Annotated in this window: 1 protein-coding gene; it reads right to left on the bottom strand. The window is 68.1% G+C overall.

Translation table 11 applies throughout. The annotated features are described in order from the left end of the window. Positions 1–23: 23 nt before the first annotated feature. Positions 24–1,004, bottom strand: a complete 981-nt coding sequence (locus tag ACIQTP_RS47005; RefSeq protein WP_403412409.1) for a ScbA/BarX family gamma-butyrolactone biosynthesis protein — start codon at positions 1,002–1,004, stop codon at positions 24–26. Positions 1,005–1,103 lie beyond the last annotated feature (99 nt).

Here is a 1,103-nt window from a genome sequence, read left to right as displayed (position 1 = left end):
GCCGCGTCACGTTGCCGGTTGGTTCAGGTGGTGGTGGGGGTGTGGGTGGTGAGTTGTGCGGTGAAGACGGTGGTGTTGTTTTGGTGTGCGGTGATGTGGGTGGTGGGGGTGGGGGTTTGGCTGGTGTCGTGGTGGCCGTTGTTGTTGCTGTTTGTGTGGGTGGTGTGGGTGGTGATGTAGGTGGGGGTGTGGTGTTCGGTGTATTGGTGGAAGGTGGCGTGGAGGGTGGTGGGGTGGGTGGGGTGGGTGGTGGGGGTGGGGTGGGTGTGGGCGGTGGCGGCTTGGTGGGCGGCTTCGAGGAGGACCATGCCGGGGATGTGGTCGGTGGTGTGGTCGAAGAGGATGGGGTGGTGGGGGTTGGGGGTGAGTTGCCAGGTGTGGGGGTGGGGGGTGGGGGTGAGGACGATGTCGTGGGGGAGGGTGCGTCCGTAGTGGGTGGGTGTGGGTTGGGGGTTGGGGGGTTGGTGGGTGCTGGTGCTGGTGCTGGTGCTGGTGCCGGTGTTGGTGGGGTTGGGGTTGGTGTGGGGGTGGCGGAGGCGTTGGTAGGTGGTGGGGGTGAGGCAGGTGAAGCGGCCGGTGCCGGTGGCGGTGGGGTGGCCGTTGCGGGTGATGGTGATGTGCATGGTGAAGTCGGTGGGGCGTTTGGTGTGGGGGCGGTGGGGGGTGTAGGTGGCGGTGAGGGTGAGGTCGGTGGGGGTGGGGCCGATGGTGAGGTGTTGGGGGTGGGTGGTGAGGTGGAGGTTGCGCATGAGGAAGTGGTGGCCGAGGGGGATGCCGAGTTCGGCGTGGGCGAGGTAGAGGCCGGTTTGGCGAATGGTTTCTGCGGCTTGGAGGGGGTGGTGGTGGGTGCCGTCGGGGGTGGTGAAGAAGGTGTGGGCGCGGGGCCATTGGGCGGTGAGGGTGTAGTGGGTGTCGCCGGTTTGTTCGCAGCCGGTGAGGAAGACCTCGGCGAGGGTGGAGCGGTGGACGTATTCGCGGGGGACGGTGGTGGTGAGGCGGGGCATGCGGGCGGGGTCGACGGGGGTTGTGCTCGTACCCGCGCCGGTGCCGGCTCGCGTGCTTGTCCGTGTGCCGGGGTCTGATTCTGCTGTTGGGTGGGGGGC

The sequence above is a fragment of the Streptomyces sp. NPDC090798 genome, from assembly GCF_044768965.1.
Classification (GTDB): Bacteria; Actinomycetota; Actinomycetes; order Streptomycetales; family Streptomycetaceae; genus Streptomyces.
This window is presented reverse-complemented; position numbering and strand designations above follow the sequence as displayed.

Excerpts from the sequence above, each read along its gene's own strand:
- ACIQTP_RS47005 (WP_403412409.1), bottom strand. The coding sequence starts at position 1,004 with ATGCCCCGCCTCACCACCACCGTCCCCCGCGAATACGTCCACCGCTCC.